Origin of the sequence: Nonomuraea sp. NPDC049152 (assembly GCF_040648355.1) — a bacterium.
In the GTDB taxonomy this organism is placed as follows: Bacteria; Actinomycetota; Actinomycetes; order Streptosporangiales; family Streptosporangiaceae; genus Nonomuraea.
This window is the reverse complement of the sequence record NZ_JBEZDO010000008.1, coordinates 277565-302165: the sequence shown is the minus strand read 5'-3', so window position 1 is coordinate 302165 and position 24601 is coordinate 277565. Positions and strand designations below refer to the sequence as shown.

Below are 24601 nucleotides of genomic sequence, written 5' to 3'. Positions count from 1 at the left end.
GGTGGTCCGGCCGTCAGCGGGGATGGCGGCCTGGCCACTGCTCGGCCACCGTCTCGGGATCGAGCAGCGGCCTGATCACCAGCTCACCGGTCTGCCTGTCGATCACGACGCAGCCGCCGCCGACCGTCTCGGGCAGCACGGAGGGGTCGTCGGGCTCGGACGGCTTCTCCCACACCACGTAGCCCTCGCCGAAGGCGTAGAGGCCCAGCTCCACGGGGTCGGCCCGGCCGCCGTTGAAGTACTCCTCCGCTACCGCGCGCGCCTGGTCCAGGTTCACCCCTGCTCACCTCGCCTGTCGACGATCGCGCAGAACACGCCGGTCACCGTCTCGTAGGGTGGTTCGACGGCCATGTGCCCCCGCTGCGCGTCGATCCAGATCACCTCGCCGTCGGCGTTGACGGCGTTCCACGCGTGGGAGCCGCCGCCGGGCCAGCGCACCACGATGACCGCGGACGCGCCGTGGCCTGCCTCCGCCAGCCGCTGGGCGATCACGGTGTAGGCCTGCCTGCCCTGCCCCACGCACTCCAGGCGCCGGCCCAGCCATCGCTCGATCCGCGCCGTGCCGCCCGTCTCGCCCATGAGCAGCGGGCGGCCCACCGTGTCGTACTCGGGCTGCCGGGGCGCCGCGACCGCAGGCTCACCGTGCCAGGTGGACACCACCGCGAGCGCGCAGTCGACCGCGTTGCTCGCCCTGAACGGATCCTCCGCGGCGCCCATGCCGTTGACCAGCCTGACCCAGGTGCCGCGCGGGTCGGCGAACCTGGTGCCCGGCGGCAGCGCCTGCAGCAGGTCGGACTCCGCCTGTGGGTCGGTGCGGGCCAGCCCGCCGGGCACGCCGTACGGCCTGCAGCCGGACAGGCGCGGCGGGCGGTGCGGCAGGTCGAACCAGTCGGGATCGCGCGCGACGGGCTCCGGTGCGGACTCTGCGGCCCGCTCGTAGTCGCGCCACCGCAGACCGTCGGCGATCAGCGGGTTGTAGTGGCCCTCGGGAAGGCTCTCGCGAAACATCTCGCCGCCTCCTTCGTCATCGACGACCGATCGTAGGCTGCCGATCGCTCAGAGTCAGGAGGTTCGGAGATTTACCTGGACTCCCGAGTCGCGTCCCGGGCCCGCCGACAGCCGGCAGGCGCGCCCCTCACCGGCAGGACCTGCCGGAACGTCCTTGGAGTTCCGGCCCCGCGGGCGGATCCCCACGCCCGCGTTCAGCCGACGCTCACCGAGATGGTGTGCCACCCGGTCGCCCCGTCAGGCGCGACAGGGGCCTCCCGCTCGGTCTGGGTACGGCCGGCCGCGTCCGTGGCCCGCACCTGGATCGTGTGCTCGCCCGGCGTCGCGTCCCATTCCAGCGCCCACTGCCGCCAGGTGTCAGGGCCGGGCACCTGCGCTAGCCTGGCCCGCTGCCACGCGCCCCCGTCGATCCGCACCTCCACCGCCTCGACCCCGGTGTGCTGCGCCCATGCCACTCCCGCGATCGTCGTACGGCCCCGCTTCAGCGTCGCGCCCGGTTTGGGCAGGTCGATCCGCGACTCGGTCTTGATCGGCCCCTTGGCGGCCCACCCGCGTGGCGTCCAGTACGCCTCGTCGGTGTCGAACCGCGTCACCTTGATGTCCACGACCCACTTGGTGGCCGACACGTAGCCATAGAGCCCGGGCACCACCTGCCTGGTGGGGAAGCCGTGGTCGACCGGCAGCGCCTCGCCGTTCATCGCGATGGCGAACAGCGCGTCCCTGCCGTCCATCACGATGTCCACCGGGGTGCCGCAGGTGAACCCGTCCGCCGACGTGGACAACAACATGTCCGCATTCTTCTGGATACCGGCCTCGCGGAGGACATCCGCCATCCGCACCCCCAACCACCGCGCGTTCCCCACGTAAGGCCCGCCGACCTCGTTCGACACGCAGGTGAGCGTGATGTCCGCCTCAGTCAGCGGTCGCTTGAGCAGGTCGTCGAAGGTGAGCTCGATCGGCCGGTCGACCATGCCGTGGATGCGCAACGTCCAGTCGTTCGGGTTCACCCGGGGGACGATGATCGCGGTGTCCACCCGGTAGAAGTCCTTGTTCGGCGTGACGAACGGCGACAGGCCGTTGATGCGGAAGTCGACCCCGGAGGGCAGCGGCTTCGCGCGGGTGGCCGGCTTCGGCAGCGCCACGCCGACCCTCGCGGTGTCCCCCACTCTGCGCCCGGACAGCACCTGCCCCGCCACGGCCGCCGCCCCCGCGACGGCGATCCCGCCGGCCACGCCGAGCATGAGCTGCCGCCTGTCGAAGGCGTGGAGCGCGGCTTCCGCCCGCATCACCGCGGGCCGCTCGATCTCCAGCGCTCCCTCGGCGCCGCCTTCCGCACCGGCCCGCGTACCCGTGCCGCCTTCCCCTTCACCCGCGCGCATGCCGCCTTGCCCGTCACCCGCGCGGGTGACGCCTTCCCCTTCACGCGCCCACGTGCCGTCTTCCTCGTCAGCCGCGCGGAAGGCGTCTGGTGTGGGCGTCACGGCGGGGAGCGGCGCGACCGCCCGTCTGAACAGCAGGGTGAGCGCCCACGACCCGGCCAGCGCCCCGACCACCGTCGACAGCCCGTCGGCCACTCCCGAGTCCGGCCTGGTGAGCGCCGCCAGCAGCCCGACCACCCCGAACACGGCGAAGCCCGCCTGCCCGAAGCCGACGCTCCGCCTCGACAGCACCCCGAGCAGCGCGGCGACCAGCGTGAGCACGGCCACCACGCCGGCCACGAGGACCGCCTTGTCGCTCTCCCCGAACGTCGCGATCGCCCATTCCTTGGCGGGCGGGGGAGCCAGGTCCACCGCCGCGTCGCCGACCGCGACGACAGGGAACGAGCCCGGCCCCACCACCGCCGCGACCACATACGCGACGCCCAGCGCCACCGCTCCCGCGACCAGTCCGATGACGGCCCCCGCCCATGCGGGCACGACCTTGTAGCTCTCCACGGGAAAACGCTACGCCTGCCGCGTGGCGGGAGATCTTACGCACCGGTTACGAAGCGCGGCAGACGTCACGGCGGGTGCGCGTCGTCGCTGGAGTGGCGTGATGGACGGGCGGTCAGCGGTGACCGCGGTGGCCTTGGCCGGGCTTGCCGTACGGAACGACGACGTCGCGCGACCCGGCCGGGTCAGCTGAGGAGGTCGGTGACGATCGGGGCGAGGGCGCGGAAGGCGCGCCCTCGGTGGCTGATCGAGTCCTTCTCCTCGGCCGTCATCTCCGCGGTGGTCCGCGACTCCCCGTCAGGTACGAAGATCGGGTCGTAGCCGAACCCGTTCGTTCCGCGCCGCTCCCTCAGCAGCCGCCCCTGCAGATCCCCTTCGACCACCCGCTCCTCGCCGGACGGCAGCGCCAGCGCGGCCGCGCACACGAACCGGCCCGTGCGCCGGTCGTCGGGAACGTCGGACACCTGCGCGAGCAGCAGGTCGAGGTTGGCGTCGTCGTCGCCGTGCTTGCCCGACCACCGCGCGGAGAACACGCCGGGCATCCCGTTGAGCGCGTCGACGCACAGCCCCGAGTCGTCGGCCACGGCGGGCAGCCCCGACCCCTGGGCGACGGCGTGCGCCTTGAGCAGGGCGTTCTCGGCGAACGTGAGCCCCGTCTCGGCCACCTCGCCGATCTCGGGGAACTCCTCGAGGCCCACGACCTCGAAGCCGCCGAGGATCCGGCGCAGTTCGACGATCTTGCCCGCGTTGCGGGTCGCCAGCACGATTCTCATCGGCCCAGTGCCTCCTGCTGGTGCAGCGTCAGCTCCTCGCAGCCCGCGACCGCGAGGTCGAGCAGCTGGTCGAGGGCCCTGCGGTCGAATGGGGCGCCCTCCGCGGTGCCCTGCACCTCGACGAAGGCCCCCGATCCTGTCATCACGACGTTCATGTCGGTCTCGGCGGCGACGTCCTCCACGTAGCAGAGGTCGAGCATCGGCGTGGACTTCACCACGCCGACCGACACCGCGGCCACCGAGTCGACCAGCGGGTCGCCCGGGCACATCTTCCGCTCGCGCATCCACGCGACCGCGTCGGCCAGCGCGACGTAGGCGCCGGTGATCGCGGCGGTGCGGGTGCCGCCGTCGGCCTGCAGGACGTCGCAGTCGAGCAGGATGGAGTTCTCACCGAGCGCCTTGTAGTCGACGCAGGCGCGCAGCGAGCGGCCGATCAGCCTGGAGATCTCGTGCGTGCGCCCGCCGATCTTCCCCTTCACCGACTCGCGGTCGTTGCGGGTGTTGGTCGACCTCGGCAGCATCGCGTACTCGGCCGTCACCCAGCCCTGCCCGCTGCCCCTGCGCCAGCGCGGCACGCTGTCCTGGACGGAGGCGGCGCAGAGCACGCGCGTGCCGCCGAACTCCACCAGCACCGATCCCTCGGCGTGGGTGATCCACCCTCTGGTGATCTTCACCGGGCGGAGCTGGTCGGGAGCGCGTCCATCCTGTCGAGACATGCAGATCACCCTATCCCCGTGCAACAACGCCCTTGACCGTTCAGGTCAGGTCGTACACGGCGCCGCTGCGAGCCAGCTCGATGGGACCGCCGAAGGCGCCGCGCGAGGCCTCCTCCAGAACGCGCGCGCTGTCGTTCCACGGGACCAGGTGGGTCAGCACCAGCCTGTCCGCCTTCGCCTTGGCCGCGTGCTCGGCCGCCTGACGCCCCGTCATGTGAAGGTCGGGGGTGAGGTCGGGCCCCTCCACGAACGACGCCTCGCACAGCAGCAGGTCGGCGCCGTCGGCCAGCTTCACCAGCTCGGCGCACTCGCCGGTGTCACCCGAGTAGGCCAGCGTCCTGCCCGCGTGCGAGACGCGGAAGCCGTACGCCTCGACGGGGTGGTTGACCAGGCCAGCCGTGACCTCGAAGGGGCCGACGGCGAACCGTCCTGGCGACAGCGGCGCGAACGCGAAGGCCGTCTCAAGGCCGGGCTCCTCCGGCATGCCGTAGGCGGCGGCCAGCCTGCGGGGCGCGTCACGCGGCGCGTAGACGGGAATCCTCGGGTACGGCGCGTCAGGCCCGTACGTGCGGGCCACGTGGTAGCCGCAGATGTCCAGGCAGTGGTCGGCGTGCAGATGCGACAGGCAGATGGCGTCGACGTCGTAGAGGTCGATGTGGCGCTGAAGCGCGCCGAGTGAGCCGCTGCCCAGGTCGAGCAGCATGCGAAAGCCCTCGACCTCGACCAAGTAGCAGGACGCTGGGCTGTCGGGCCCGGGAAAGCTCCCCGAGCACCCGACGATCGTCACCTTCATGCGGACCTCCCGTTCGAGGTGGTGGTACCCCCAACTGCGGCCAGCTCGACCGCTTCGATCTCGGGCCCGAGGAAGCGCCTGCCCAGGTCGGCGAAGAGTGCGGAGTCGCCGGTCACGCTGAAGCGGTGCTGGGGGGAGGTGGCACCGTTGGCGAGACCGCGGTCGTGGAGGATCCGGTAGACGTCCTTGGCCGTCTCCTCCGCACTGGAGACCAGCGTGACCCCGTCACCCGCGACGTAGGAGATGGCGCCGGTCAGCAGCGGGTAGTGGGTGCAGCCGAGGATGAGGGTGTCGCACCCGGCCTCCTGAATGGGAGCCAGGTAGTCGCGGACGACCTCGATGAGCTCGTCGCTCATCGTCTCGCCGCGCTCCACGTACTCCACCAGGCGCGGTGCGGCCACGCCGGTGAGAGTGACGTCGGGGGCCGCGGCGAAGGCGTCGTGATAGGCCATCGACTCGATCGTGGCGCGCGTCGCGATCACGCCGACCCTGCCGTTGCGGGTGGCCTTGACTGCGCGCCTGGTCGCCGGCTGGATCACCTCGATCACCGGGACGTCGTAGCGCTCGCGCGCGTCCCGCAGCACGGCGGCGCTGGCGCTGTTGCAGGCGATGACGAGCATCTTGACGTCGTTCTCGACGAGGTGGTCCATCACCTCCAGCGCGTACTCGCGCACCTCGGCGATCTTTTTCGGCCCGTACGGCTGGCGGGCCGTGTCGGCCACGTAGGTGAGGGACTCGTGGGGCAGCTGGTCGATGATCGCCCTGGCGACGGTCAGGCCGCCCACCCCGCTGTCGAATATTCCAATGCTCGCGTCCGGCACGCTTCAGAGGGTAGGCGACCTGCGGGATCACCACAGCGTAAGAATCCTCACACGAGGGCCGTGGCTCTGCCGTCTCCTCCCCTGCCCCCGCCCACCCGCACGGGAGCTTCAGCCGCGTCCGACACGCGCCAGCTGGCGGGACTGGGCCACCAGCCTGCCCGCGGAGTCCCGCACCTCCACCTCCTCGTCGAACCACCCGTCGGCGACGAGCCGTCCGCTGCCGAGCAGCGTGAGCCACCCCGGCGACGGCAGCGCCCGCAGGTGCCAGGTCAGGTCGACGGTCGGCGCCCACCCCCGCTGCCCGGCCGAGAACACGACAGGGGGCAGCGCGTCAACCGCCAGCGCCAGCACGTAGGGATCGGGGTCCTGCGGCTCGGCCATCCTGAAGTACGCGCGCGCCTCGGGACGCCCCGTCGGCCTGCCCTGCAGCCACCCGATCGTGGGCGGGTCGAAGCGCATGTCCATCTGCGCGTTCAACGTCATCCCCGACTCCGGCTTCGGGTCGGGCAGCTGGACGCATTCCTCCATCGCCGGCATCTCGACAGCCGATTCCTCGGCGTAGATCGGCTCGACGTCCTTCAGGGTGGCCGTCGTGATCAGCGATTCCAGTTGCGGGACATCGTCCTGGATCAGCCTCGCCCTCGCGAACGCCGCGGTCCTGCCCGCCTTCGTCTGCTCCACCACCACCCTGGCAGGACCGGGACGCGGGGAGCGGAGGAACTGCGTGGTCGTGCTCACCGGATGCTCGTGCGGAGAGGCGTCCACGGCGGCCCGCAGGAGGACCGCCATCAGGTACCCGCCGTTGAGCGGGCCGCCGATGGAATAGCCGGGATCGAGGCACACGTCGTAGACGCCCTCGTCGACCCTGATCGCCTGCGTCGCCTCGTCGAACTTCGTCATGCCCGCTCCCGAACTAAATTCTAGTGGCTCCATACTCTACGACATCCCGCCTCCAGCGCGCCTACCTGCGGAAACACCCTCCCGATGGCACGGTTGGATCATGGGGTTGACAGCACTTATGGGCCAGTCCGTCTGGGACGCCCAGGGCATATGGGTCGGCCACGTGGTCGACATCCGCGTGGTCAAGAACAGGGACGAGTCCATGCAGAGCCACACCGTCATGGGCCTCGTGGTCTCGGCCAGACGCGCGCCCGTGATGCTCGGCCTGACCCGCGACAGGGAGGGTAGGCCGGGCTGGCTGTCGCGGATGCTGGCCCGCGTCGTCTACGCGGGATGCACGTTCGTGCCGTGGGACGTGGTCGCCTCCAGCGACACGGGCGAGGTGCACCTCATCGCGCACCGCAGGGAACTCAGCCGGGTCTAGATCACCGTAGATGGGCCGGTTTCAGTGCTTTGCAACCAGCTCTCTAGTCACATGCACTAACTTCACTGTGGTCAATAAGTCCACATTGTGAGTTGAGTGATGTCTGCGAATACGCCCCCTGGCGGCCAGGACCCAGAGCGGACCACGGCCTATCGATGGAACGACGGTCAGCCGGCGCCGCAGGGCGACCAGCCGTACCCGCAGCAGCAGCCCTATCCGCCGCAGCAGCAGCCATACCAGCAGCCCTATCAGCAGCAGCAGCCCACCTACGGCCAGCAGGGACAAGGCCAGCAAGGCTACGGGCAGCCGAACTACGGGCAGCCCGACTACGCCCAGCAGGGTTACGGCCAGCAGGGCCAGCAGGGATATGGCCAGCAGCAGCCGGGTTACGGGCAGCAGCAGCCGTATCAGCAGCAGAACCAGCAGTACTCCTACGGTGACCAGACCGTGCAGCAGCCCGCGGGCTGGCAGCAGCAGGGACCTGACGGCTGGGGTCCGCCCCAGCAGCAGCCGGCCAAGAAGGGCGGCAGGGGCTGGCTGATCGCGGGCATCGCGGCCCTGCTGGTCGTGCTCGTCGGAGGCGGCGGCGTCTGGGCCGCGAGCTCCTTCCTCGGCGGTGGCGGCACGCAGCCGCACGAGGTGCTTCCCGCCGGCGCCATGGCGTATGTGCGCGTCGACCTCGACCCCGCCGCCAACCAGAAGATCGCCCTGTTCAACCTGGCCAGGAAGTTCACGGTCACCAAGGACAGGATCACCGGCGACGACCCGCGCCAGGCGCTGTTCGACGCGCTCAAGGCCGACAGCGACGACCTGAAGAAGCTCGACTTCGCCAAGGACATCGACCCGTGGCTGGGCAGCAGGATGGGCTTCGCGGCCCTGCCCGCGCCCAAGGGTCAGACGCCCGGCTTCGCCGTGGCCGTCCAGGTCAAGGACGAGGCGGCGGCCAAGGCCGGCATCGCCAAGCTGATGGGCGACGACGAGTACGGGATCGCCTTCCGCGAGGACTACGCGATCCTGTCCTCCGGCCAGGCCGCGGCCGACAAGTACGCCGCCGGGCCCACGCTCGCGGAGAACGCCGACTTCAGCTCCGACTTCGACGCGCTCGGCGAGCCCGGCGTGCTGTCGACGTGGATGAGCGTCGGCAAGATGGCCGAGATGGCCGAGATGACCGCCGAGCAGAAGCAGCTGCTGGAGAAGGCGAAGAACGCCAGGTTCGCCGCCGCCCTGCGCTTCGACTCCGCCTACGCGGAGTTCGCGGGCGTCGTCCGCGGCGCCGAGGCCATGGCCACGGGCGACCCGCAGGCCGCCGACATCTCCACGCTGCCCGCCTCCACGGTGGGCGCGCTGTCGATCTCCGGCCTGGACGAGGCGATCACCAAGCAGTGGGGCGAGCTGCAGAAGGGCATGGCAGCCACCCAGGAGGGTGCCGGCTTCCAGCAGTTCGTCGAGATGGCCCAGCAGAAGTACGGCCTGGCGCTGCCCGCCGACCTGTCGACGCTGCTCGGCAAGAACCTGACCCTCGCGGTCGACGGTGACGGCCTGGCCAACCTCGGCCAGAGCGGCCAGATGCCCAAGGCGGGCGTGAAGATCGTCACCGATCCCGCCAAGGCGCAGGAGGTCATCGGGAAGATCGAGAAGGCCTTCACCGACCAGGGCCAGCCCGCTCCGCAGCTCGCCAAGGTCCCCGGCGACGGCACGGTGACCATCGCGACCACGCCCGAGTACGCGAAGCTGCTGTCGGAGGACGGCTCGCTGGGCGACAGCGAGAGCTTCAAGACCGCGATCCCCGACGCGGGCAGCGCGACCTTCGCCCTGTTCGTGGACGTGGACAAGATCGAGCCGCTGTACATCAACAACCTCACCGGCGACGACCAGGCCAACGCCAAGGTCCTCAGCGCGGTGGGCTTCAGCGGCAAGCAGAGCGGCGGCGAGGCCAGCTTCTCGCTCCGCGTCCTGTTCAACTGAGCGGCTGACCGAAGGGCCGCGCTCCCGGTGCTCCGGGGGCGCGGCCCTTTTCGTTCGCCTGTGGCGCCCGGGTCACCAGGGCAGCTCACGGCCGTCGCGGAAGAAGCCCCCTGTCGGGCCGTCGTCGGGAAGGGTGGCCGCCCAGACGATGCCCGACGCGCCCGCCGCGACGGGACGGCCGCCTGGCCCGCCCATGTCGGTGGCGACCCACCCCGGGCAGATCGCGTTCACCAGGATCCCCTCGGATCGCAGCTCGCTGGCCAGCATCTTGGTGAGACCGTTGAGCGCGACCTTCGTGGTGTTGTAGGCCGGGGTGCCGCCGCCCATGCTCGCCAGTGACGCCGCCTCGCTGGAGACGTTGACGATCCTGGGATGCCTGCTCTTGCGCAGCAGCGGCAGCAGCACCTGGGCCAGCCGCCACGGGCCGTACAGGTTGGTCTCGGCCGCCTCCCTGACGATGTCCAGGTCCGCGTCGATGGCGCGCTGCCAGGTGTCGTAGGCGATGGCGGCGTTGTTGATCAGGACGTCCAGCCGCCCGAACCGTTCGGCGAGCTCGGCGGCCACCCGCTCGGCGTCCTCCTGCGAGGTGACGTCGAGCCGTAGCGGATGGACGTCGGACCCCAGCCGGTCCGCCGCGGCGGTGGCCGCCTCCATGGAGCGTGCGGTGAGCAGGACGGTGTGCCCGAGGTCGGCGAGCTGCCTGCCGATCTCCAGCCCGAGTCCACGGTTCCCGCCGGTGACCAGTGCGATCACGACGTCGCCTCCGAATCGCTGACGTTTATGTTATAAATCCAGTATATGGCATAAACACCCCCCGATGGAGGAGCGATGCCACCTGCGAGCCGTACCGGCTCGACCGACCTGGCCGCCGTCGCCGACCTGCTGTGGCGCGCGAGCGACGAACGTGAGGACGACGGCCGCCCCAGGCTCAGCGCCTGGCTGATCGTGGACGCCGCCGTCGCGATCGCCGACGCCGAGGGCCTGGACGCGTTGTCGATGCAGCGTGTGGCGTCGGAGCTGGGCTACACCTCGATGGCGCTCTACCGGCACATCCCTGGCAAGGACCGGCTCGTCGCGGCCATGATCGACGTGGCCACGGGCCGCCCTCCCGCGCCACCGTCCTCGCCGGTGGCCTGGCGCGCCGAGATCGAGTCGTGGGTCGATGCGCTGTGGGAGCTCTACCTGCGCCACCCGTGGCTGGCACGGGCGCCCACGCTCAGCGCGCCCGTGGGCCCCAACGAGCTGGCGTGGTTCGAGGCCCTGCTGAGCCCGCTGTCCCGAGCCGGGCTGGACCGCGCCGAGCTGATCCCGACGGCCACCTTCATCTCCAGCGCCGTCCGCGACCTGGCCAGGGTGGCCACCGAGCTCGACCCGGCGGCCGCGGCCGCCTACGGCCAGGTCCTGGAGCGGCACCTCGACCCCGGGCGCTTCCCCGTCCTGTCGTCGCTCATGGCCGAGGAGGGCCTCGTCGAGGACGACGGCGACCACCTCGCCCCGAGCGTCCACCACGGCCTGAGCCGCCTGCTCGACGGCATCGAGGTCCTGCGCGACCGCCACCGTTCCACCGAAGAGAAGGGCACATGACAGGGACGAACTCCGCATCAGACGGCTTCCTCGTGGGGCCGCGCCACCTGATCCGCGGCGCGGGCTCGCTCCTCTCCTGACCGCCGAAGGCGGAAAACCCGTTGCGTCCCGGCCGGAAACCTCGATAGGTGTGTCCCCATGCTGACCGGAGAGCGAGTCCGCCTGCGAGCCCTGGAGCCGGCCGACAGCGAGGCCATGTGGCGCTGGTATCACGACCCCGAGGTCGGCCGATGGATGGACGGCACGCCCCCGATCTCGCTCGCCCAGAGCATGGAGAAGGGCGAGAACAGGCCGCGCAACACCTTCGAGGAGATGCTGCTCGGCATCGAGACCCTCGCCGAGGAGAAGCTGATCGGGTATGTCGCTCTCGGCGAGACCGACTTCGTCCACGGCGAGGCCATCCTGCAGAGCATCGCGATCGGCGACCGCGGCCACTGGGGCGGCGGCTACGCCACCGACGCCCTGCGGGTGATCTGCAGGTACGCCTTCGAGGAGATCGGCCTGCACCGCGTCATGCTCTGGGTGGTCGCCGACAACGCCGCCGCCGTGCGGGTCTACGAGAAGGTCGGCTTCGTCGAGGAGGGCAGGCGCAGGGAGGCGTTCCGCAGCAGAGGCAAGCGGCACGACTTCCTCATGATGGGCCTGCTCGAGAACGAGCTGCGCTGAGCCCCTGGCCCTCGGCTCAGGCCCAGAGCTGGCCTTCGAGCCTGTTCTCCGCCTCGTCGAGCGTGCCCTCGTAGGCGCCGGTCGACAGGTACTTCCATCCGCCGTCGGCCACCACGAACACGATGTCGGCCCGCGCGCCCGCCTTCACGGCCTTGCCCGCCATCCCCAGCGCGGCGTGCAGGGCCGCGCCGGTGGAGACGCCCGCGAAGATCCCCTCCGCGGCCAGCAGCTCCCTGGTACGGCGCAGCGCGTCGCCGGAGCCGACGGAGAAGCGCGTGGTCAGCACGGACTCGTCGTACAGCTCGGGGATGAAGCCCTCGTCGACGTTGCGCAGGCCGTACACGAGCTCGCCGTAACGCGGCTCGGCGGCCACGATCTGCACGTCGGGCACGTGTTCGCGCAGGTAGCGGCCCACGCCCATGAGCGTGCCGGTCGTGCCGAGCCCTGCCACGAAGTGCGTCACGGTCGGCAGATCCTGGAGGATCTCGGGGCCCGTCGACTCGTAGTGGGAGCGCCAGTTGGCGGGGTTGCCGTACTGGTAGAGCATGATCCACGACGGGTTCTCCGCCGCGAGCTGCTTGGCCCGCCTGACCGCCTCGTTGGAGCCGCCCGCGGCGGGCGAGGAGATGATCTCAGCCCCCCACATCCGCAGGAGCTGGCGGCGCTCGTCGGAGGTGTTCTCCGGCATGACGCAGATCAGTTTGTAGCCCTTGAGCTTGGCCGACATCGCCAGCGAGATGCCGGTGTTGCCGCTGGTCGGCTCCAGGATCGTGCAGCCAGGGGTGAGCAGGCCGTCCTTCTCCGCCTGCTCGATCATCCACAGCGCGGGACGGTCCTTGATGGATCCCGTGGGGTTGCGGTCCTCGAGCTTGGCCCAGATCCGGACGTCGTCGGAGGGCGAGAGCCTGGGCAGGCCCACGAGCGGCGTGCGACCGACGGAGTCGATCAGGGAGTCAAAGCGCATGGTCTACGGCTTCCGCTTCGGCGTTCACAGGGATCTGGGACGTGGCACGACGGGTCGCGCCACAGGAACCTCCGGACCACGCCCCCGGACCCGGCCCTTGGTGAGCGCGGGGCCGGCGGTTCGTCACCGGCCGGGCCCGAGGCCGGCTCATCCGGCTCGGCCACCCGGGCCAGAGCCTGCCGCGCCGGGCCTGGCCCGGGGCGTGGTGCAGCCGGAGGTCAGCGGGAGCCGCCGGCGACGGCGGGCAGCACGGTCACGGTGTCGCCGTCGGCGACAGGCGTGCCGAGCCCGCCGAGGAAGCGGACGTCCTCGTCGTTGAGATAGACGTTCACGAAGCGGCGCAGCGCGCCCTGGTCGACCAGCCGGTCCTTGATGCCCGGGTGCCGGGACTCCAGGTTGCTGATCAGCTCGTCGAGCGTGGCGCCCTCGGCGTCGACGGCCTTGGCGCCGTCGGTGTAGTTGCGCAGGATGGTCGGGATGCGAACCTCGATGGCCATCGCGGGTCAGTCTCCTCGTTCATGTCGTCGTCCCCCGGGCAAACGCCGGCGCGGGATAAGGGATTCCGTGAAACTGCCGGTCAGCGACAGTCGTAGACGACAACGGACGGAGTGTGCGCGAAGAGGAAGCTCTGCACAGGCCGGACCGTCATGGACAGCAGTGTACCCACGGCGCGAATCGCCCCGGCTCGCCGTCTCATGTGATGGTCACCTCTTCCTCGGTGATCACCCCGTCGACGATGCGGTACGAGCGCAGCTCCGCCTGCTCGCCCAGCGCCTCCCTGGTGGATACCAGGACGTAGTGGGCGTTCGGCTCCGACGCGTACGACACGTCGGTGCGTGAGGGGTAGGCCTCGGTGGCGGTGTGCGAGTGGTAGATCACGACGGGCTCCTCGTCGCGGTCGTCCATCTCGCGCCACACCTTCAGCTGCTCGAGCGAGTCGAAGCGGTAGAAGGTGGGTGAGCGCTCGGCGTTCTCCATGGGGACGAACCGCTCGGGAACGCCACCACGACCCGCGATCACCCCGCACGCCTCGTCGGGGTGGTCGGCACGGGCATGCGCAATGATCCTGTCGACAAGATCCTGCGAGATCGTCAGCATGCTGCAGAGATTACCCGGGCCGTCGTGACCGCCTCGACGCCCGGGGGCCCTGTCGCGAGGACCCTCCGAAGCGGCTCGTGCGACGGCGGGAAGGTCTACCAGAGGGCGCGGACGAGGGTGTCCTGGAGGTAGGTCAGCCAGTCGTAGGTCACGAACGCCGGATACCGGGGATCGTCCTCCGACATGGTCGCGATCTCCTCGTGCACCTCCTCCGTCACCTCCAACCGCGTGCCCAGCGCCAGCCGTACGTCGTTGAGCGACCGCATCCACGCCTGCGCCTGCTCGGCCGTGAGCTCGGTGCGCCCCGGCTTGGCGGTGTCCAGCATCGTCTGCGCGTCGGCCCGCTTGCCCTCCCGCAGCGTCGCCTCGGTGTAGCGGCGGAACTCCACCGCCGACGCGTCGTCGGAGTAGGCGGAGGGGAACAGCCTGGCCAGCACCGGGTCGGTGGGCGCCTGGGCCGAGCCGATGCCGAGCGCGCGCTCCAGCGGGTCGTCGCCGGTCTCTCCCGGAGCGACGAGGCCGAGCACCTGCGTCACCAGCGACCGCAGGATCGAGACCTCGGCGGCCTCGAACTGCGCGATGACCCCGCCGCCATGACGAGACTTGAAACCCGAGCTCACCGGCACCACCTCACGAGAGCGAGTCCGACTGGAGCGTCGCCCACAGGCCGTAGGAGTGAAGAATCTGCACATCGCGTTCCATTTCTTCACGCGTGCCGCTGGACACGACGGCCTTGCCCTTGTGGTGAACGTCCATCATGAGCTTCTCGGCCTTCTCCTTGGAGTAGCCGAACACGGTCTGGAACACATAGGTCACATACGACATCAGGTTGACCGGGTCATTCCAGACGATCGTGACCCATGGCAGATCGGGTCGGACGTCCGTTGAAGGACGCTCGACGGCGATTGGAGCGGTGCTACCCACATCCTCGAGTCTGCCCTATCTGGGCCGTAGTCTCGAACTCGTGAGAATGACCATGAGCACTGCGTTGCTTACAGATCACTATGAGCTGACGATGTTGCAGGCGGCCCTCCAGAGCGGAGCGGCGCACCGGCGGGCGGTCTTCGAAGTGTTCGCCCGCCATTTGCCCGGAGGGCGACGGTATGGGGTGGTCGCCGGCGTCGGCAGGGTGCTGGACGAACTGGAGCGCTTCCGCTTCGGTGACGATGAGCTCACCTTCCTGCGCGAGCACGGAGTGGTGGACGAGCCGACTTTGGCGTTTCTCGCCGATTACCGATTTTCCGGGAGCATGTACGGCTACCGCGAGGGCGATCTGTACTTCCCCGCCTCGCCCATCCTGGTCGTGGAGGGCACGTTCGCCGAGGCCGTCCTGCTGGAGACGCTGGTCCTGTCCGTCCTGAACCACGACTGCGCGATCGCCTCGGCGGCCTCCCGCATGACGAACGCCGCAGGCACGAGGCCGCTCATCGAGATGGGCTCACGCCGTACCCACGAGTGGGCCGCGGTCGCGGCCGCCCGCGCGGCCTACATCGCCGGGTTCTCCTCGACGTCGAACCTGATGGCGGGGTGCGAGTACGGCGTTCCCACCGCCGGTACGGCCGCGCACGCCTTCACTCTGCTGCACGACAGCGAGCGGGGCGCTTTCGAGGCCCAGATCGCCTCGCTCGGCGAGGGCACGACGCTTCTGGTCGACACCTACGACGTCGCGGAGGCCGTGCAGACGGCGGTGGAGCTGGCGGGCAACAAGCTCGGCGCGGTCCGCATCGACTCGGGCGACCTCGCGGCGGCCGCACAGGAGGTGCGCGAGCAGCTCGACGCTCTCGGCGCGTTCAAGACCCGCATCCTGGTCACCTCCGACCTCGACGAGTACGCCATCGCGGCGCTCGCCGCGGCTCCCGTCGACGGGTATGGCGTGGGCACCTCGCTGGTGACGGGGTCGGGCGTGCCCACGGCCGCGCTGGTCTACAAGATGGTGGCCAGGGAGACGGCGTCGGGCAAGCTGGAGGCGGTCGCCAAGCGGTCGGTGGGCAAGCCGTCGCGCGGCGGGCGCAAGCATGCCTACCGCCTGATGGACGAGCAGGGCCACTACGACACCGAGCTGGTCACCACGTCGGGCGTCGCCCCCGAGGGCGGGATCCCGTTGCTGCACGAGCTGGTGCGCGACGGCGAGATCGTCGGCAGGGAGCCGCTGGAGGCGGCGCGCGACAGGCATCGGGCGGCCGTCGGGCGGCTGCCGCAGGATGCCCTCCACCTCGGCAGGGGGTACGCGGCCATCCCGACCGAGTTCGCCTGAGGCGACCGGCGGTTCTGGACCCCCACCACCCCCGGCACGACGGGCCCGCGGTGAGTAGGCTCGATAGTGTGAGCACCGCATTGATCATCGTGGACGTGCAGAACGACTTCTGCGAGGGCGGCAGCCTCCCGGTGCAGGGCGGCGCGGCGGTCGCGGCGGCGATCAGCCACCACGTGGCCGCGCACCCCTACGACCACGTCGTGGCCACGCGTGACTACCACGTCGACCCCGGCGTCCACTTCGCGGACCATCCCAACTACGCCACGACCTGGCCCGCCCACTGCGTCGCGGGCACGACCGGCGCGGACTTCCACCCGAACTTCGACACCTCGAAGGTCGAGGAGGTCTTCAGCAAGGGCGCCGGCGCGGCCGCCTACAGCGGTTTCGAGGGCGCCTCAGGATCGGGCGTGCCGCTGGCCGAGTGGCTGGCCGAACGAGGCGTGCACGCGGTCGACGTCGTCGGCATCGCCACCGACCACTGCGTGCGCGCCACGGCGCTCGACGCGGTGGAGCACGGGCTCGCGGTCCGGGTGCTGCTCGGCCTGACGGCGGGCGTGGCGAGGAACACCACGCAGGCGGCGCTCGGCCAGCTGAAGGACGCGGGCGCGGTCCTCAGCGGCGCCCCCATGGTGGGCTGACGTCACGGCGCGTAGACAGCACGCAACGCTCGGGATATGTGATAGTCAAGGCGATGAGAACTCTCCGCTTCTGAACTACTACGGAGAGCTAGCAAGCTCACCCGACGCGTAGAGGAACGCCCCATGCTCGCCATCGCTCTCGGCATCGCCTGGCTGGTGCTGTCGCCGCTGTGCCTCTGGATCCTGTTCCGCGGCCGCATGGGGGCCAAGATCGGCGCCCTGCTCACGCTGGCGGCGATGGAGGCGGCGACGGTGGCACTGAGCCCCGCCCATGAGGCCCCTCAGGTCGTCGCGCACGACGTCCCCCCTCCCGCGCGGCTCCCGGCGGCCGAGTGCGCCGAGCGGACACCCGTCCCGCAGACGGCCCGGCTGGAAAAGGACCGCGAGACCCTGGAGCTGTTCTGGACGGCCGAGCCCGACGAGTGCCGGACCGCCAAGGTCGTCCTGCGTCACAAGGGACGCGAGCTGCGGGTCTGGGTGCACGAGGGCCCGCTGCACGGTCACCACGAGGGCGTGCGGACGGTTCCCGTGCACGTCGTGGGCGACACGGCCTCGCTCCGGCTCGCGCTCCACGTGCCGGAGCACGTCCGTTACCAGCCGGTCGACGGGCGCAGCGGCAGGGACATCGCCTCCAGACAAGCTCCATGACACCCTTGCTCTTCCCTACATTCATGTTATGTACTACCCCTTGGCATCACGATCTTCCTGTTTGAGCAGAAGGGTCACCAAGGTGGACTTCGCCGTCCTTGGCCCCATGCGCGTTCACGGCACGGGCGGCCTCATCCGGCTGAGCGGCAAACCGGCCGCCGCCCTGTGCGCCCTTCTCCTCCACCCCAACACGGTGGTGTCGAAGGACCGCCTGGTCGCGGCCCTGTGGGACGACCCTCCACACTCGGCGGTGGCCAACGTCCAGACCTACATCGCCCGGCTGCGCAGGGCGCTGAAGGACGCGGCCCTCACCGTGGAGACCACCGGCTCCGGCTATCTGTGCGCCGTCGAGCCGCACCGCCTCGACCTGCTCGCCTTCCAGGAGGCCGTACGGCGGGCCAGGGCCGAGGCGAGCAGAGGTCAGCTCGCCGCCGCCGGCGCCGAGTACGGCGGCGCCATGGCTCTGTGGCGCGGCGCGCCCGCGGAGAACATCGCGCTCGGCGCGGCGATGGCACCCCGCGTGACGACTCTGGAGGAGCAGTTCGCGGTCGTCAGGTCGGAGTGGATCGACACCAGGCTCGCCCTCGGCCAGGGTGAGGACCTCGTCGCGGACCTGCGCATGCTGGTCGCCGCCCATCCGCTGCACGAGCGTCAGTGGTCGCAGCTCATGCTCGCCCTCGACCAGGCGGGGCGCCGCAGCGAGGCGCTGGACGTCTTCCGGCAGGCCAGGCAGACCCTGGTCGCCGAGCTCGGCATCGAGCCCGGCCACGAGCTGAGGGAGTCGCACGCCCGCATGCTCGGCAGGGGTGAACCGCCGCGCGCCGCGCGCAGGCAGGAGGGTCGCGCGTGGACCCCCGTCTGCCAGCTCCCGCCCGACATCGCCGACTTCGTCGGCAGGCGGCCCGAGCTCGACGGGCTCCTGCTCAGGTTACGGTCCTCGGCGCAGCGCGGCAGCAGTCCCGCGATCACCGTCGTCTCCGGCCTGCCCGGGGTGGGGAAGACGACTCTGGCGATCCACCTGGCCCATCTCCTGCGCTCCGACTATCCCGACGGGCAGCTGTTCGTCCGGCTCAGGGACGGCTCGCAGACGCCACGCGAGCCCTCGGAACCGCTCGGCGAGCTCCTGCAGGCCCTCGGCACGACCGACGAACAGCTTCCCCACGGCGTGGAGAAGCGGGCGGCGCTGTTCAGGCAGCGGCTGGCCGACCGGGCCGTGCTGATCGTGCTCGACGACGCCGTGGACGCCGCCCAGGTCCGCCCCCTGCTGCCGGGGACGCCGCGCAACGCCGTACTGGTCACCTCCCGGATCCGGCTGGCCACCATGGAAGGCGCCCATCAGACCGTCCTCGGCCTGCCCACGAGCCAGGACGCCCGCCTGCTGCTCGAACGGATCGCGGGACAGGACAGGCTGCGGGCCGATCCCGAGGCGGCGGAGCAGATCCTGCGCGCGTGCGGCAGGCTGCCGCTCGCGATCAGGGTCGTCGGCGCTCGCCTGGCCACCAGGCCCGCCTGGCCCCTGCGGGAGCTGGCCGGGCGCCTCGAGGAACAGCACAGGCGGCTCGACGAGCTGGCGGCCGACGGCCTCGACGTGCGGGCCGCCGTCGCGGGCAGCTACACCGCGCTCCCCTCGGCGGCGCGCAGGGCGTTCAGGCTCCTCGGCATGGTGAAGTTGGAGAGCTTCGCGCCATGGCAGGTCACCGCGCTCCTCGGCGCCTCCACGATCTCGGCCGACGAGTCCCTCGAGATGCTCGTGGTCCACGGGCTGCTCGAAGCGAACGGGACCGACGGGTCGGGCCAGCCCCGCTACCGGCTGCACGACCTGCTGCGCGTCTTCGCCCGCGAGCGGGCGGCGCAGGAGGAGGGCAACGAGGAGCTCGTGGCCGCCGTCTCCCGCTACCTCACCGCCCACCGCGCGCAGGCCAAGGCCACCGTGCGCCTGCCCCTCCTCGCCGGCGGCTGCGGTCTTTGGCGAGGAGGGGCAGGGCCGTCACGCGCCTGAGGGGTGTGCAGGCACGCGAGTCAGTGTGGCGAGCACCGCGATCGCCGCCATCGCCACCGCGGCGACGAGCAGCACGGGCCGCGGGCCCCACAGCTCCAGCAGGTAGCCCCCGGCCAGTGCGCCGAGCGGGCTCAGCCCGAAAGCCAGCATGGCGGGAACGCTCGTGACCCGCCCCATGAGCTCCTGGGGCGTGGAAGAGATCATGTATGTCATCGTCGCGACGTCGAGGATCCCCGCGACCAGCCCGACGCACCCCCATCCCACGGCCAGCATGAGCGGTCCAACGGCGAACGCCACGATCGCGATCGCGCCGAGCCAGAGCCAGCAGGCGAGCCGCAGCACGGTCACCGGCCCGACGTGCTGGAGCACCCGGGGCGCGACCATGGTGCCCACGACGCCGCCCACCCCCGTGGCGCCGAGGATCAGCCCGATGGCGGCGGGAGAGGCGCCCTCGGACCTGGCGAGCACGATGAGCAGGATGCCGAGCATCTGCCAGAGGACGTTCGTGGAGGTGAACACGGTGACGGCCAGCCTGAGGAAGGCGTCGCGCCAGATCCACCGCGCGCCCTCCGCCATGTCCCGCGCGACGCCGCGCACACCCCGGCCGGTCCCGGCGGCCCCGCTCTCAGCAGCACTGCTCTCGGCTGCACTGCTCTCGGCGGCCCTGTTCTGGGCTGCGCTGCTCTCGGCTGCGCTGCTCTCGGCTGCGCTGCCGTCCGGAAGCGCGTGAGCCTCGCGCCGGCCGTGCATCGCCATCGCGCGGGTGCCGCGGGTGGACAGGATGGTCACCGCGGCGGCCACCTGGGCGACCAGGCCCGCCATGAAGGGGAAGGCGTTGCCGAGGCCGAGGAGGAAGCCGCCCGCCGGCTGTCCGAGGAGCGTGGCCGCCGCCTGCGCCCCCTCGTTCCTCGACACCGCCCACGTGACGTGCTCCTTGGGGACGATCTCGGCTATCGCCGGATCGAGCGCGCGCTGATGCAGGACGGTCAGCGCGCCTTCGACCACCACCGTCACGCACAGCACCGGCAGCCATGGACCTCCCATGGCGATCGTCACCGCGAACGCCCCGATCGCCGCCGCCCTGCCGAGCTGGGAGATCACCAGCAGCCGCCGCCTGTCGTAGCGGTCCACCAGCACGCCGAAGGGCAGCGTGAACACCAGCGCGGGGGCCATCGACGCGAAGCGCACCCACCCCGCCAGCACGGGGGATCCGGTCAGCAGGAGCGCGAGCAGCGGATAGGCCGCCACGCTCGCCCTTGTCGCCACGGTCGCCAGCCCCGATCCGGCGAACACCAGCCAGAAGTCGCGCCGCCAGCTCACGTGTCGGCCCTGACGCGACCGGCGATGTGGCCGATCAGCTTCGTCAGGTCAGGGCAGTAGACCGAGGGGTTGCGGAAGCCGTACCCCTCGCGGTAGCGGTGCGGGTAGAGGCCGCCGCCGCAGATGTCACGCAGCGAGCAGGCCGTGCACTGCTCGCTCAGGGCGTCGACCCCGATCTGCCTTGCGGCCACCGACGGGTGCTCCAGCGCGAGGTCGAAGGGGTGCTCGCGGACGGTGAGCCCGGTGTCGGGCGCGCCGTCGAAGGCGGCCTTCAGCGAGTCGACCTGCTCGATGGTGCCGTCCGTCTCGACGACCAGGAGCCGCGCGGGCTGCAGCCCGATGGCCTCTGTCATGCTGCGGCCGCCCAGCGTCATGCGGATGACGCTCTCGAACAGCCGCACGCGCGTCTCCCTGCGCGGCGCGGTGTACCACCGCTCGAAGATCTCCAGCAGCCAGTCCGCGTACGGCGTGCTGCCCGCGTCGGCCGTGCGCCGCGGCGGCGGGCTCGACCAGGTGCCGTGCGGCAGCAGGAAGTCGACGGCGGGCGGCTCCCACCTGAGCAGCTCCTCGTAGGTGGCGATCGGGTCGTTGTCCACGTCGATCGTGCACAGCAGCCCGCGGAAGAGCGGCCTGTGGGGTGCGGAGCCGAGCAGGTCGAGCCCCCGGGCCACCGCCTCGTAGGAGCCGCGCCCTCCGGCGTAGCGGCGATGCCGGTCGTTGTCCTCCTCGGCCCCGTCGAGGCTCACGCTGATGCCGATGCGCCGCTCGGCCGCGGCCGCGAGGAAGCTCTCGTCGATCAGGATCCCGTTGGTCTGCATGCCCGCCTCGACGCGCACGTCGGGTTCCAGGGCGTTCCGCAGGTCCGCGACGAACCTGTCGATCCGCGAGGTGCCGGCGAGCAGCGGCTCCCCGCCGTGAAGGATCACGTTCACGGCGGGGAGCCCGTGTGCGCGGGCGTGCTCGGCGATGCGACGGATCGTCGCCTTCATGGTCGCCGGGGTCATCACCTTGTCGCGGGAAGACCAGCTCTGGTCGGCCATCTCGTACATGTAGCAGTAGTCGCACGCAAGATTGCACCTGCTGTGAATCTTGACCACGAACTGCGTGAACGGCAGCGGCTGCCACCCCGCCCCTCGCAGAGCGTCCATGTCCAGAGAATCCGGCCATTCGGGGGTCTCCCTGCGGCCGAGGAACGACACCGGCGATTCCAAAGCACGCCCTTTCAGCTCGGTAGCCTGCCTGGCTTCTTAGAGGGCGCTGTTGAAGTTGCCGTCCTCGGCGGAGTCGAGCATGTCGGCGATGACGGCCTCGAGCACGGTGGGCTGGATCTCCATGAAACGCACTTCCTTTCGATCGGTGCGGTGAATCGCACCACCGACTCTGGAAGACCCCGCCACAGAACCCCTACGCGATCACTACAGAACCCCCATAACCCGGGCAAAAAAGAGAGGCGGCCACCAGGTCATCCCTGGTGGCCGTCCGTCGACAAGAGATCAGCGGGATCGTTGCGTCGCCCAGTGACGGATCTTGTCGATGCGCTCCTGGACCTGCTCGCCCGTCGCCTGGGCGATCGGCGGCCCCCCACAGGCGCGGCGCAGCTCGGAGTGGATCACTCCGTGGGGCTGCCCCGTGCGATGGTTCCACGCGCCCACCAGGCCGTTGAGCTCCTTGCGCAGCTCGGCCAGCTGCTCGTGCGGCGACAGCACCGGCTCGACGGGCTTGGGCGCGCGCCGCTTGGCGGCCTGCTGGTCGGCCTGGCGCTTGCGCAGCAGCGAGGCCACCTGGTCGGGCTCCAGCAGCCCCGGCAGGCCGAGGAAGTCCTCTTCCTCGGCCGAGCCGATCTCCGCGCCGGTGCCGAACTCGCCGCCGTCGAACAGCACCCTGTCGAAGGTCGCCGAGGTCTCCATCGTCTCGAACGGCAACTCGTCGCCGAGGACGTCAGGGTTGTCCTTCTTGCGGTTGGCGTCCTCCAGCAGGCTGTCGTCGAGGCCGTCCTCCGGCGGGCGCTTGTTGAGGACGTGGTCGCGCTCGACCTCCATCTCGTTGGCCAGCCCCATGAGGGTCGGCACGGAGGGCAGGAAGACCGAGGCGGTCTCGCCGCGCTTGCGGGCGCGCACGAAACGCCCGACCGCCTGCGCGAAGAACAGCGGGGTGGAGGTCGAGGTGGCGTAGACGCCGACGCACAGGCGCGGGATGTCGACGCCCTCGGAGACCATGCGGACGGCCACCAGCCATCGGTCCTGCGAGGCGGCGAACTGCTTGATCTTCTTGGACGCGCCGGGGTCGTCCGAGAGCACGACCGTGGCGCCCTCACCGGTGATGTTGCGCAGGTGGCGAGCGTAGGCGCGGGCCGCCTCGTGGTCGGTGGCGATGACCAGGCCGCCCGCGTCGGGCACGCCGTGGCGCACCTCGGTGAGGCGGCGGTCGGCGGCCTGCATGACCTGGCGGATCCAGTCGCCCTTGGGATCGAGCGCGGCCCGCCACGCCTGGGAGAGCTGGTCCTTGGTCAGCGGCGTGCCGAGCGTGGCGGCGATCTCGTCGCCCGCGCGGGTGCGCCACTTCATCTCGCCGGAGTAGGCCAGGAAGATGACGGGGCGGACGACGCCGTCGGCCAGGGCGGGGCCGTAGCCGTAGGAGTAGTCGGAGACGCTGCGCTTGAAGCCCTCGGCGTCGTCGGCGTACTCGACGAACGGGATCGGGCTGTCGTCGGAGCGGAACGGCGTGCCCGTCAGGTGGAGGCGGCGGGTGGCGGGCTCGAAGGCCTCCCTGATGCCGTCGCCCCAGGACTTGGCGTCGCCGGCGTGGTGGACCTCGTCGAAGATGACGAGCGTCTTGCGCGCCTCCGTGCGGGCCCTGTGGAGCGCGGGGTGCATGGCGACCTGGGCGTAGGTGACCGCGACGCCGATGTAGTCGCGGGAGGTGGCGCCCTGGCTGTTCTTGAACTCGGGGTCGATCGCGATGCCGACCTTGCCCGCCGCGTCGGCCCACTGGCGTTTGAGGTGCTCGGTCGGCGTGACGATGGTGATCGCCCTGATCACGCCCTGGGCGATCAGCTCGCTGGCGATGCGCAGCGCGTAGGTGGTCTTGCCTGCTCCGGGGGTCGCCACGGTCATGAAATCCCGTGGCTCGCGTCTGAAATAGAGGTCGTAGGCCTCCTGCTGCCAGGCGCGCAGCTTGGGCGCCGTGCCCCATGCGGCGCGGTCGGGATAGGAGGGCGACAGGTGGGATGCCGCGAACGTACTCACGCCATCACCTCTGGGACTCGTGTGCTTCGCTCTCTCACAGTGACCCAAGGGTAATCGGGGGCACCGACAAGACGTGCCGTGCTATGGGGATCCTGGCCAAGCTCACCTCTGCGTGCTATTGGGGTTATCGCACGCTCGTCATCACCGCGTCGAGCGCCTGCCTACTGGGGATTTGGTCTGGTTGGAGCAGGCCGACGACGACCACGCCCCTTCCTGGCTTCGTGAGAAGCATCACTCGAAGATACGCGGGCTGGTTCACCACGTCCTTGTACTCCGCGCGCAGCGAACGCGTGTGCCCGCCGTACGGGCCGATCGTGATGGGCCTGTCCTCGACGACGGTCACCTTGTCGCCGTGCAGCAGCAGGCGCGAGTAGAGCTCGGCCGCCTCCGCGGTGGCCTTGGCGACGCCTCCAGGGGCGCCCCCGGAGGCGTCGCTCGGCCTGGCCATCACCAGAGCTCCGCCCGCCGAGCGCGCGGCCGAGGTGAAGCCGGTGACGGGCGGCACGGGATCCTCCCGCCAGCCTTCGGGCAGCGGGAGCGTGACGGCCGCCGCAGCGTCGGTCAGCCGCGCCGTCTGGACCTGTTCGGGTACGGCCAGCCGCAGCACGACCACGACGAGCCCCGCCACCATCCCGCCCGCCACGACCAGCGCGAGCACGGCCCCCGCTCCGGCCCGCCATCTGCCACCCGTCCTCCTGGGCGCGGCGGGGGCGCCGTACAACCTGGCGGACGGCGGGAGCGACTCGGTGGACGGCTCCGGCGCAGACCGTTCCACCGTGCGCCTGAGCTGGGGATTCCAGGGCGGCTCCTGGTCCTGCGAACCCGGCGGCCACACCCGGCGATCGTCCTCCATG

The 24601-nt window shown here is 70.8% G+C and carries 26 protein-coding genes; 8 read left to right on the top strand and 18 right to left on the bottom strand.

What is annotated here, in order from left to right; genetic code table 11:
• Nucleotides 1–13: 13 nt before the first annotated feature.
• From AB0B45_RS17910 to AB0B45_RS17875, 8 genes are all read right to left on the bottom strand, one after another.
• Nucleotides 14–277 carry a hypothetical protein gene (locus AB0B45_RS17910; protein WP_358131669.1) on the bottom strand — a complete coding sequence of 88 codons (264 nt, stop codon included), beginning with the start codon at nt 275–277 and terminating at the stop codon, nt 14–16.
• The gene (locus AB0B45_RS17905; protein WP_358131667.1) at nt 274–1008 is read right to left on the bottom strand and encodes a toxin glutamine deamidase domain-containing protein; all 735 of its coding nucleotides are present in this window, start codon (nt 1006–1008) and stop codon (nt 274–276) included. The genes AB0B45_RS17910 and AB0B45_RS17905 overlap by 4 nt, the downstream gene beginning before the upstream one ends.
• 194 nt (nt 1009–1202) lie before the next feature.
• A complete protein-coding gene (locus tag AB0B45_RS17900; protein WP_358131665.1) occupies nt 1203–2942 on the bottom strand; it encodes a molybdopterin-dependent oxidoreductase in 1740 nt (579 codons plus the stop codon).
• Between the two features lie 182 nt (nt 2943–3124).
• On the bottom strand, nt 3125–3712 hold the full coding sequence (locus AB0B45_RS17895; protein ID WP_358131663.1) for an XTP/dITP diphosphatase: 588 nt from the start codon (nt 3710–3712) through the stop codon (nt 3125–3127).
• Nucleotides 3709–4428: a ribonuclease PH gene (rph, locus tag AB0B45_RS17890; protein WP_358131661.1), complete on the bottom strand. Its 720-nt coding sequence runs from the start codon at nt 4426–4428 to the stop codon at nt 3709–3711. The genes AB0B45_RS17895 and rph overlap by 4 nt, the downstream gene beginning before the upstream one ends.
• A gap of 40 nt (nt 4429–4468) precedes the next feature.
• On the bottom strand, nt 4469–5221 hold the full coding sequence (locus AB0B45_RS17885; protein ID WP_358131660.1) for an MBL fold metallo-hydrolase: 753 nt from the start codon (nt 5219–5221) through the stop codon (nt 4469–4471).
• Entirely contained in the window at nt 5218–6042 is an 825-nt protein-coding gene (gene murI, locus AB0B45_RS17880; RefSeq protein ID WP_358131658.1) for a glutamate racemase, read from the bottom strand. The genes AB0B45_RS17885 and murI overlap by 4 nt, the downstream gene beginning before the upstream one ends.
• Nucleotides 6043–6150: 108 nt before the next feature.
• The gene (locus AB0B45_RS17875; protein WP_358131656.1) at nt 6151–6942 is read right to left on the bottom strand and encodes a thioesterase family protein; all 792 of its coding nucleotides are present in this window, start codon (nt 6940–6942) and stop codon (nt 6151–6153) included.
• Nucleotides 6943–7042: 100 nt separating this feature from the next.
• On the opposite strand from AB0B45_RS17875, the gene AB0B45_RS17870 reads away from it, so the two are divergent.
• Complete coding sequence (locus tag AB0B45_RS17870) at nt 7043–7366, top strand: hypothetical protein (protein ID WP_358131655.1); 324 nt, start codon at nt 7043–7045, stop codon at nt 7364–7366.
• A 99-nt stretch (nt 7367–7465) separates the two neighbouring features.
• Entirely contained in the window at nt 7466–9331 is a 1866-nt protein-coding gene (locus tag AB0B45_RS17865; protein WP_358131713.1) for a DUF3352 domain-containing protein, read from the top strand.
• Between the two features lie 72 nt (nt 9332–9403).
• Here the strand turns inward: AB0B45_RS17865 and AB0B45_RS17860 are convergent, their stop codons facing one another.
• Nucleotides 9404–10084, bottom strand: coding sequence for an SDR family oxidoreductase (locus AB0B45_RS17860; RefSeq protein WP_358131653.1), 681 nt, complete (start codon nt 10082–10084; stop codon nt 9404–9406).
• 75 nt (nt 10085–10159) lie between these two features.
• Between AB0B45_RS17860 and AB0B45_RS17855 the strand changes: the two genes are divergently transcribed.
• On the top strand, nt 10160–10915 hold the full coding sequence (locus AB0B45_RS17855; protein ID WP_358131651.1) for a TetR/AcrR family transcriptional regulator: 756 nt from the start codon (nt 10160–10162) through the stop codon (nt 10913–10915).
• 138 nt (nt 10916–11053) lie between these two features.
• A complete protein-coding gene (locus AB0B45_RS17850) occupies nt 11054–11581 on the top strand; it encodes a GNAT family protein (protein WP_358131649.1) in 528 nt (175 codons plus the stop codon).
• 16 nt (nt 11582–11597) lie between these two features.
• On the opposite strand, the gene AB0B45_RS17845 is transcribed toward AB0B45_RS17850, so the two are convergent.
• The 5 genes from AB0B45_RS17845 to clpS form a co-directional block, all read right to left on the bottom strand.
• Nucleotides 11598–12545 (bottom strand): cysteine synthase, encoded by a 948-nt coding sequence (locus AB0B45_RS17845; protein WP_358131647.1) that lies wholly within the window; start codon nt 12543–12545, stop codon nt 11598–11600.
• Between the two features lie 218 nt (nt 12546–12763).
• Nucleotides 12764–13042 carry a MoaD/ThiS family protein gene (locus AB0B45_RS17840; protein WP_358131645.1) on the bottom strand — a complete coding sequence of 93 codons (279 nt, stop codon included), beginning with the start codon at nt 13040–13042 and terminating at the stop codon, nt 12764–12766.
• Between the two features lie 196 nt (nt 13043–13238).
• Nucleotides 13239–13643: a M67 family metallopeptidase gene (locus AB0B45_RS17835; RefSeq protein ID WP_358131643.1), complete on the bottom strand. Its 405-nt coding sequence runs from the start codon at nt 13641–13643 to the stop codon at nt 13239–13241.
• A gap of 95 nt (nt 13644–13738) precedes the next feature.
• The gene (locus tag AB0B45_RS17830; protein ID WP_358131641.1) at nt 13739–14263 is read right to left on the bottom strand and encodes a DUF2017 domain-containing protein; all 525 of its coding nucleotides are present in this window, start codon (nt 14261–14263) and stop codon (nt 13739–13741) included.
• Nucleotides 14264–14273: 10 nt separating this feature from the next.
• Nucleotides 14274–14567 (bottom strand): ATP-dependent Clp protease adapter ClpS, encoded by a 294-nt coding sequence (clpS, locus tag AB0B45_RS17825; RefSeq protein WP_358131639.1) that lies wholly within the window; start codon nt 14565–14567, stop codon nt 14274–14276.
• A 46-nt stretch (nt 14568–14613) separates the two neighbouring features.
• Here clpS and AB0B45_RS17820 point away from each other — a divergent pair, with 46 nt between their 5' ends.
• The 4 genes from AB0B45_RS17820 (at nt 14614) to AB0B45_RS17805 (ending at nt 19182) form a co-directional block, all read left to right on the top strand.
• Nucleotides 14614–15897, top strand: coding sequence for a nicotinate phosphoribosyltransferase (locus AB0B45_RS17820; RefSeq protein WP_358131637.1), 1284 nt, complete (start codon nt 14614–14616; stop codon nt 15895–15897).
• A gap of 68 nt (nt 15898–15965) precedes the next feature.
• On the top strand, nt 15966–16535 hold the full coding sequence (locus tag AB0B45_RS17815) for an isochorismatase family protein (protein ID WP_358131635.1): 570 nt from the start codon (nt 15966–15968) through the stop codon (nt 16533–16535).
• 123 nt (nt 16536–16658) lie between these two features.
• Complete coding sequence (locus AB0B45_RS17810; protein WP_358131633.1) at nt 16659–17183, top strand: hypothetical protein; 525 nt, start codon at nt 16659–16661, stop codon at nt 17181–17183.
• A gap of 61 nt (nt 17184–17244) precedes the next feature.
• Nucleotides 17245–19182: a BTAD domain-containing putative transcriptional regulator gene (locus AB0B45_RS17805; protein ID WP_358131631.1), complete on the top strand. Its 1938-nt coding sequence runs from the start codon at nt 17245–17247 to the stop codon at nt 19180–19182.
• On the opposite strand, the gene AB0B45_RS17800 is transcribed toward AB0B45_RS17805, so the two are convergent.
• The 4 genes from AB0B45_RS17800 to AB0B45_RS17785 form a co-directional block, all read right to left on the bottom strand.
• Nucleotides 19171–20502: an MFS transporter gene (locus tag AB0B45_RS17800; RefSeq protein ID WP_358131629.1), complete on the bottom strand. Its 1332-nt coding sequence runs from the start codon at nt 20500–20502 to the stop codon at nt 19171–19173. The two genes, AB0B45_RS17805 and AB0B45_RS17800, sit on opposite strands and share 12 nt — an antisense overlap.
• Complete coding sequence (locus AB0B45_RS17795; RefSeq protein ID WP_358131628.1) at nt 20499–21650, bottom strand: FxsB family cyclophane-forming radical SAM/SPASM peptide maturase; 1152 nt, start codon at nt 21648–21650, stop codon at nt 20499–20501. The genes AB0B45_RS17800 and AB0B45_RS17795 overlap by 4 nt, the downstream gene beginning before the upstream one ends.
• Before the next feature lie 345 nt (nt 21651–21995).
• Complete coding sequence (locus tag AB0B45_RS17790) at nt 21996–23747, bottom strand: DEAD/DEAH box helicase (RefSeq protein ID WP_358131626.1); 1752 nt, start codon at nt 23745–23747, stop codon at nt 21996–21998.
• Nucleotides 23748–23871: 124 nt separating this feature from the next.
• Nucleotides 23872–24600: a hypothetical protein gene (locus AB0B45_RS17785; protein ID WP_358131624.1), complete on the bottom strand. Its 729-nt coding sequence runs from the start codon at nt 24598–24600 to the stop codon at nt 23872–23874.
• Nucleotide 24601 lies beyond the last annotated feature (1 nt).

Bases quoted from the DNA above. Each gene is read 5' to 3' on its own strand.
- AB0B45_RS17785 (WP_358131624.1), bottom strand. From the start codon at position 24,600: ATGGAGGACGATCGCCGGGTGTGGCCGCCGGGTTCGCAGGACCAGGAG.
- AB0B45_RS17820 (WP_358131637.1), top strand. From the start codon at position 14,614: ATGACCATGAGCACTGCGTTGCTTACAGATCACTATGAGCTGACGATG.
- AB0B45_RS17875 (WP_358131656.1), bottom strand. From the start codon at position 6,942: ATGACGAAGTTCGACGAGGCGACGCAGGCGATCAGGGTCGACGAGGGC.
- AB0B45_RS17895 (WP_358131663.1), bottom strand. From the start codon at position 3,712: ATGAGAATCGTGCTGGCGACCCGCAACGCGGGCAAGATCGTCGAACTG.
- AB0B45_RS17885 (WP_358131660.1), bottom strand. From the start codon at position 5,221: ATGAAGGTGACGATCGTCGGGTGCTCGGGGAGCTTTCCCGGGCCCGAC.
- AB0B45_RS17905 (WP_358131667.1), bottom strand. From the start codon at position 1,008: ATGTTTCGCGAGAGCCTTCCCGAGGGCCACTACAACCCGCTGATCGCC.
- rph (WP_358131661.1), bottom strand. From the start codon at position 4,428: ATGTCTCGACAGGATGGACGCGCTCCCGACCAGCTCCGCCCGGTGAAG.
- AB0B45_RS17845 (WP_358131647.1), bottom strand. From the start codon at position 12,545: ATGCGCTTTGACTCCCTGATCGACTCCGTCGGTCGCACGCCGCTCGTG.
- AB0B45_RS17870 (WP_358131655.1), top strand. From the start codon at position 7,043: ATGGGGTTGACAGCACTTATGGGCCAGTCCGTCTGGGACGCCCAGGGC.
- AB0B45_RS17810 (WP_358131633.1), top strand. From the start codon at position 16,659: ATGCTCGCCATCGCTCTCGGCATCGCCTGGCTGGTGCTGTCGCCGCTG.
- AB0B45_RS17865 (WP_358131713.1), top strand. From the start codon at position 7,466: ATGTCTGCGAATACGCCCCCTGGCGGCCAGGACCCAGAGCGGACCACG.
- AB0B45_RS17850 (WP_358131649.1), top strand. From the start codon at position 11,054: ATGCTGACCGGAGAGCGAGTCCGCCTGCGAGCCCTGGAGCCGGCCGAC.
- AB0B45_RS17795 (WP_358131628.1), bottom strand. From the start codon at position 21,650: ATGGACGCTCTGCGAGGGGCGGGGTGGCAGCCGCTGCCGTTCACGCAG.
- AB0B45_RS17840 (WP_358131645.1), bottom strand. From the start codon at position 13,042: ATGGCCATCGAGGTTCGCATCCCGACCATCCTGCGCAACTACACCGAC.
- AB0B45_RS17835 (WP_358131643.1), bottom strand. From the start codon at position 13,643: ATGCTGACGATCTCGCAGGATCTTGTCGACAGGATCATTGCGCATGCC.
- AB0B45_RS17855 (WP_358131651.1), top strand. From the start codon at position 10,160: ATGCCACCTGCGAGCCGTACCGGCTCGACCGACCTGGCCGCCGTCGCC.